The sequence below is a fragment of the Natronobacillus azotifigens genome (genome assembly GCF_026805325.1).
GTDB lineage: Bacteria > Bacillota > Bacilli > Bacillales > Amphibacillaceae > Natronobacillus > Natronobacillus azotifigens.
The window spans coordinates 74,734-81,410 of sequence record NZ_JAPRAT010000016.1 but is presented as its reverse complement, the minus strand read 5'-3'; the positions used below and the strand labels follow the sequence as shown (position 1 = coordinate 81,410).

5 protein-coding genes are annotated in these 6,677 nt (G+C 36.7%); all 5 read right to left on the bottom strand.

Annotated features, from left to right (window positions below):
* Window positions 1–257 precede the first annotated feature (257 nt).
* Window positions 258–2,336, bottom strand: a complete 2,079-nt coding sequence (topA, locus tag OWO01_RS09315; RefSeq protein WP_268780185.1) for a type I DNA topoisomerase — start codon at window positions 2,334–2,336, stop codon at window positions 258–260.
* A 149-nt stretch (window positions 2,337–2,485) separates the two neighbouring features.
* The gene (dprA, locus tag OWO01_RS09310; RefSeq protein WP_268780184.1) at window positions 2,486–3,412 is read right to left on the bottom strand and encodes a DNA-processing protein DprA; all 927 of its coding nucleotides are present in this window, start codon (window positions 3,410–3,412) and stop codon (window positions 2,486–2,488) included.
* 241 nt (window positions 3,413–3,653) lie between these two features.
* Window positions 3,654–3,926 (bottom strand): EscU/YscU/HrcU family type III secretion system export apparatus switch protein, encoded by a 273-nt coding sequence (locus OWO01_RS09305; protein ID WP_268780183.1) that lies wholly within the window; start codon window positions 3,924–3,926, stop codon window positions 3,654–3,656.
* Window positions 3,923–5,740 (bottom strand): hypothetical protein, encoded by a 1,818-nt coding sequence (locus OWO01_RS09300; protein ID WP_268780182.1) that lies wholly within the window; start codon window positions 5,738–5,740, stop codon window positions 3,923–3,925. Before OWO01_RS09300 ends, OWO01_RS09305 begins: the two co-directional genes overlap by 4 nt.
* Window positions 5,741–5,798: 58 nt before the next feature.
* Window positions 5,799–6,572 (bottom strand): ribonuclease HII, encoded by a 774-nt coding sequence (locus OWO01_RS09295; RefSeq protein ID WP_268780181.1) that lies wholly within the window; start codon window positions 6,570–6,572, stop codon window positions 5,799–5,801.
* Between the last annotated feature and the right edge of the window lie 105 nt (window positions 6,573–6,677).

Genomic DNA, 6,677 nt, shown 5'->3' with positions numbered 1-6,677 from the left:
TTGAAGCTCTTTTTAGGGTTTAACCTAAGTGAAAGTGGTCGTTTCGACGAGGTTAGGCGCATTTCCTGCCCTGAACCTAGGCGAAAAACCCACCTTAAAGAAGTTACAGTACTTTTTGATCCTCCATCTTCATGTGAACATTTTTATGTGAAGAAGATAAATCACTTACTTCACAGTTTGCATCTACTGTTGTGTTAGGTAAGGTACAAAAAAAGAGTGATTCCCTATTTTTAATTGTAGGGAGATCACTCTTTTTATTATTGTTGAGGCTCTTCTTTATAGTCACAGGAAACACATTGAATTTGAGTGCCTTTTTTTGCTTTTTTCTCAACTAATGTACTTTCACATTTAGGACATGGACGGGCAATCGGTTTGTCCCATGATAAGAAGTCGCATTCTGGGTATTGATCACATCCGTAAAACGTTCGCCTTTTCTTGGATTTTCGTTCGACAATATTTCCTTTTTTACACTTTGGGCATGGTACCCCAATCTCTTTTAAAATCGCTTTTGTATTACGACAATCTGGGAAGTTAGAACATGCCATGAATTTTCCATAACGGCCCATTTTTATCACCATTTCATGTCCACACTTTTCGCAATCTTCTCCAGCAGGTTCGTCACGAATTTCGATCTTTTCCATTTCTTGCTCTGCTTTATCTAGACGCTTTTCAAAATCTTTATAAAAATCATCGATGATGTCAACCCAATTTGTTTGACCTTCTTCCACCGCATCCAGATCACTTTCCATTTTAACTGTGAAATCTAAATCAATAATTTCAGGAAAAAATTCTTTAACAAGTTGAAGAACAATTTCACCTAATTCCGTCGGAACGAAACGTTTATTATCTAGAGTAACATAACCTCTTCGTTGAATTGTATCCAAAGTAGGTGCATAAGTAGAAGGTCTTCCGATCCCCTTCTCTTCCATTGTCTTAACTAGCCTTGCTTCCGTATAGCGTGGCGGTGGTTGAGTAAAGTGTTGATTAGGCTTAATTTCCTGTGCCTCGATCTGCATTCCTTCTTCAATTTCTGGAAGTAATTTATCTTCCTCTTTCTTATTGTCATCATTGCCTTCAATATAAACTTTCATAAATCCTTTAAATTTAATCTTGGATCCATTTGCTCGAAATTCCACACCGTTTTGACCAAGATGAACAGTCATTGTGTCCATAATCGCTGGAGCCATCATACTTGCAATGAAACGATCCCAAATTAATTTATATAAGCGATATTGATCTCGAGAAAGAACACTTTTTAATGAAGCAGGGTCCCTAAATGCTGATGTAGGTCGTACAGCTTCATGAGCATCTTGCGCTTTTTCGTCATTTTTCTTTTGTTGTTGTTGACCTAAATATTCTTTCCCATACTTGTTTGTGATATATTCGCGACCTTCGCCTTTAGCGGTTTCAGATAGTCGGGTTGAATCGGTTCTCATATACGTGATTAACCCTGTAATGCCACCGTCTTTTTTTCCTAAGTCAATACCCTCGTATAGTTGTTGAGCGACCATCATTGTTTTTCTAGCTCGAAAATTTAACTTTCGAGCAGCCTCTTGCTGTAATGAAGATGTGGTAAAAGGTAAGGACGGGTTACGTTTTCTTTCTTTTTTCTTTACTTTATCTACATTAAACATCTTCTCAGGCAATTTCCTTAATACTTCTTCTACTTCTGTTTGATTCGAGAGTTTTACCTTTTTTCCGTCAATTCCATAGAAATAACCATCAAATGTTTCTTTTCCTTTAGCAAAAATGCTATCAATCGACCAATACTCTTCTGGTTCAAAATTTTCAATTTCTCGTTCTCGGTCAATAATCATCTTAACTGCAACGGATTGAACACGTCCTGCACTCAAACCTTTTTTTACTTTTTTCCATAACAACGGACTGATATTATATCCCACTAATCGATCTAAAATTCTACGGCCTTGTTGGGCATCTACTAAATCCATATTAATTCCACGTGGGTGCTTGAATGAATCTTTAATCGCATCTTTCGTAATTTCATTGAATACAACACGACAATCAGAATTTTCATCAATATTTAGACTATGCGCTAAATGCCAAGCGATCGCTTCACCTTCGCGATCCGGATCGGCTGCTAGATATACTTTCTTTACTTTTTTTGCAGCGGACTTTAATTCTTTCAATACTGGACCTTTTCCCCTAATTGTAATGTACTTCGGGGTATAATGATCTTCTACATCTACTCCCATTTGGCTCTTTGGTAAATCTCGAATGTGTCCCATGGAAGCTTTTACTTTATACTTTTTCCCTAAATATCTTTCAATCGTTTTTGCTTTTGCTGGTGATTCTACAATCACTAGATAATCTGCCATATTATTTCCTCCCAAGAGGTTACTATCTTTATTTATTTCCTTTTATTGTTGTATGCATATCTTGTTTAATAAATCTTCACTATTATTAAATACTTTTATTCGGTTTGTCAAATATAACAAAGGATGGAAAAGCTAATTTTTGATGATTTTTACTGTAAATGTGTCAAAGTTCGGCACCATTTCTCCCCGTGTTCTTGCCATTCTTCCATTAAATCATAGGTATTTTGTACTAATTTTGCGCCATCTTGAATTAATTTATGACAGCCCTGTGTTTGCTCTAGATAAACACAGCCAGGAACAGCATATACCTCTCTCCCTTGCTCTAGAGCTTGATCCACAGTAATAAGGGAACCGCTTCTTTCCTGCGCCTCCACAACAAGCGTTCCGAAAGCCAAACCGCTAATTATTCGGTTTCTTTCTGGGAAAAAATATCGTTCTGGTCTTGTGTTAGGTGGGTATTCGGATATTACTAGTTGTTGACTCACTAATGTTTTGAATAGTTGTTCATGTTTCTTAGGGTAAGGGAAATTTAGGCCACCCCCTAAAACAGCAATGGTTTTTCCATGAAAATGATTAGCAATTCGATGGGCGTAACCATCTATTCCAAGCGCCATTCCACTGACGAGTAACCAATCATCTTCAACTAAGGGCGTTAAAATAACGTGCATTTTTCTTTTTGCCTCTGAAGAGGGGTTTCTAGTTCCTACAACACTAATAGACGGGGTATGATGGATGAGGCCAGGGTTACCGAGGCCATAAAGGACGTAGGGAGGGTCAGGAATCATCTTTAATGCTTTTGGGTAATCATGATCAATAATTGTCCATATCTTGAATCTAGTCAGATCTTGCTCCATTTGCGCCAACATAGAGTTATCATGTAGGTCACCTATAAGCTGATTTGCTTGTTTACTTGTAAGTTGATATTCGTGGATAAGATCGTGCGCAGAGAGTTGATACAAGGAGGATAAACTGGGGTCTTTTGCTAATAGTTTTCGTAATAATGGACGCGTACACGCTTTTGATTGATGAATATGAATAATTCGAGCTCTTACATTAATAATAAACACCCCTTTCATAAATTAATTTCATTTTATGGCATTCACCCTTGTATGTCTAGGAAAAAGTGAAACTTCAATCAGTGGAGGTTTTTATTTTTCCACTGATTGTTAGTTGAACCATTCGGGGTGCTAGTGTCCGTTACTCCTGCTTGAACAACCTGCGATTTTCTTGTTGTTTAGCAGGAGTCTTACGGACAGTTGCTCCGGGAAAATGTGAAACTTCAATCAGTGGAGTTTTTAATTTTCCACTGATTGTATGTTATTTTTGTTGGCGATCAACCTGATAGATGTATGCAAACACTTCAGCGACTGCTTGATATAAATCTTCAGGTATTTTCTCATTAATATTTAATTCTGCTAATAGTTCAACGAGAGTAGTATCTTTTTGAATAGGAACATTTGCTTCTGCCGCACGATCGATTATTTGTTGTGCAACATAGCCTTTTCCTGTTGCTGAAACTTTAGGTGCACTCTCATTTCCTTTATCGTATTGCAAGGCAACTGCTTTTTGATTGCGATAAGACTTACTCATATCCGAATATCCACTCCTCGATAATTCTGATTTGGATGTGGCTGTCTAATTTTTTGATGCTCTTGTTTTTCAGGGAAAGGCTGATATCTCACGTTAGAAAGGTGATAGTCATTTTTGGCTAAACCTGCTTGAAGCATTGGTTTGATTTTCATTAATAACGGAACAATATTTTCATCCTCGTTATAAATGGTTAAGTTCACCATTCTTTTTTGTACAGTCATATCGATCATCGTTGCACCAATCGTCTCCAAGTCAAGATAAAAGGCTATCCGACAGTAATCTGAATCAACCTGTTCATCTTTTGCTTTTTTACTATGAAATTCTAACTGTATGTTATCTTTCGCACCAAACATTGCAGGAAGTTGCATAGTCACTTGCATAAAATTATTATCTTCTTGAACAGAGGCTAACTGCAAACCATTAATGGTGAGAAGCAGCGTTTCTAACTCACTGCGATGTGCTGTTCCAGCTTGTAACGTTTCTAATACGGATTGTTTTAAACTTTGTTCATGCTCCATCTGATTTATTTGTTCATGGAGAATTCGATGCTCATAATCAATCCCTGAAAAATGAAGAAACTGTTTCGTTTTTAACAAAAATTGATCTTTCAGAGGTAATTCTATTTCCTTTGTTTGTTGAAACTGTGTTAATAGATGAATGAGTTTTATTTGCATTGGTTTTGGTGCTTGTTGATCAGATAATTCAACCAGATCAGACAACAGTGGAGTTAAGTTTTCCGGTGTCTGATTGTTTTTCCAATTCATAAATAATGGTTTTGTTTGTTCAGGTAAATACTGTTCCACTTTTGAATGGAACACTGAATTCTGGAGCATGTTGTGTAATGATTGAAGCGATTGGTTTGAACCATTATCCGTTGTTTCTAAAGCGTTTTTCGAAAACTTTTGCAATTGATAACTTTCCTGTTCAGATATTGGTAATTGTTTCTGAAAAAGCTCGATTAACTTTTCGAAAATTTCCACGTGTTTCGGGGAAGAACTGGCATGATTATTTGAATGAGTTATATGTCTACCCAATTGTTCGATAATCTCTTCTGTATTAGTAGCATTCACTTCTTTCTTTATAACACCTGCCATTTTTAATAGAGAAATAAGTTCCTCATCCCCAGCATGAATCTGTTTTATTAAGGATGCAGTTATTTCCTCTGATGACAACTTATTGGAATGATTATCTACTAATGATGTTACTCGGTTTTGAAGTTTCGTTTCTGCTTCACTACTAACACCTGCTTGATCAAGTGCAAGTAGTATTTGCTCGAGTTGTGTATGCAATGGTGTGTTTTTTTGATGATGTACAGCCTTCACCGAATTTATTGTAATCGGCAATTGCTTTTCTATCAGTTCAAACAATTGCTCTTTAGATCCACTTTTTTCCTGAATCAAACCGATTGCTTGCTTTAAATCAGTTGGTCGAAATGGAATCTCTTTTTCCATTAATTCACGCAAAAATTGGCTGTTTTCTCTTGTTACAGGTAACTCCAATTGTTTTAATAAGTTAATAATCTGCTCATCAATCGACTGTTGTGTCGAGGTTTCAATCATGACCTTTAATTGTGGTAGTTCACCCATTTCTTGTACTTTAAACAAATAATGCGCTCCAACATCTAACGGTGTTTGTAATTTTGCAACAATCTGCTGATTATTCACTTCGATCGTGGCAGTTTGATTTGGAAATAGCTGAGTGACTTTTCCCAACAAAACTTGACCTGATCGTAAGCTCACTTGTTGGTTAGGCTTTGCACTCGTTGTCCCTGTAGCACGTAGCAACGACGATATATTTGATTGAAAAGTAGACACTGCAATCCCTCCTTAAAAAGTGCAGCTATAACCAGAAAAATTTTATGTTCCATTACATCTATCCCAGAAAATCTTTTACCGGCGCAAATGTTTTTCGATGATATATAGTCGGTCCGTATTGCTTTAACGCTTCTATGTGTACCGCTGTTCCATATCCTTGATTTTTATCAAATTGATAGACTGGCATTTGTTCATGAAGTTCGGCCATCATTTGATCGCGAGTTACTTTCGCGATAATACTTGCTGCTGCAATAGAAATACTCTTTTGATCGCCTTTTATGATTGCGTCACTAGAACAAGATAGTCCAGGTAAATCAACAGCGTCAACAAGCAAATGATCTGGACCTGGATCAAGCCGTTCAACTGCTTGTTTCATCGCCTTTATCGTAGCTTGATAAATATTGATTCGATCAATTTCTATATTATCAACCACTCCAACAGCGTAAGAAATAGCGGAACTCTTTATTTTTTCGAAAAAAAATTCACGCTTTTCTTTTGTTAATTGTTTGGAGTCAGTAATTCCGAGCAAATGAAAATCTTTTGGTAAAATTACAGTTGCTGCGACGACAGGTCCCGCTAACGGCCCACGACCTACTTCATCGACTCCTGCAACGTATTCTTTCCCCTGATCATATAAAGATTGCTCATGACGCATCATTTCTTGAAAAGATAATTCCATTGCTAATATTTTTTGTTGTTGTTTTTCATATTGCACAATCGCGTGCTGAACGCCCTTCCTCGTATCTTTCTTAAACTGAAACAATTCCTGTTCACTTACATCACGTGTGCTTAAATACGCTTTTATTTCTGCAACGGATTTGTTGTGTTTCATCGTAACATCCATCTCCCAACCTTTTCTTTAATATCGACACCGAACAAAAAAAATAAAGACATTCAAATGTGAATGTCTTTATCAAAATGTGAATAAAGTAAGCTT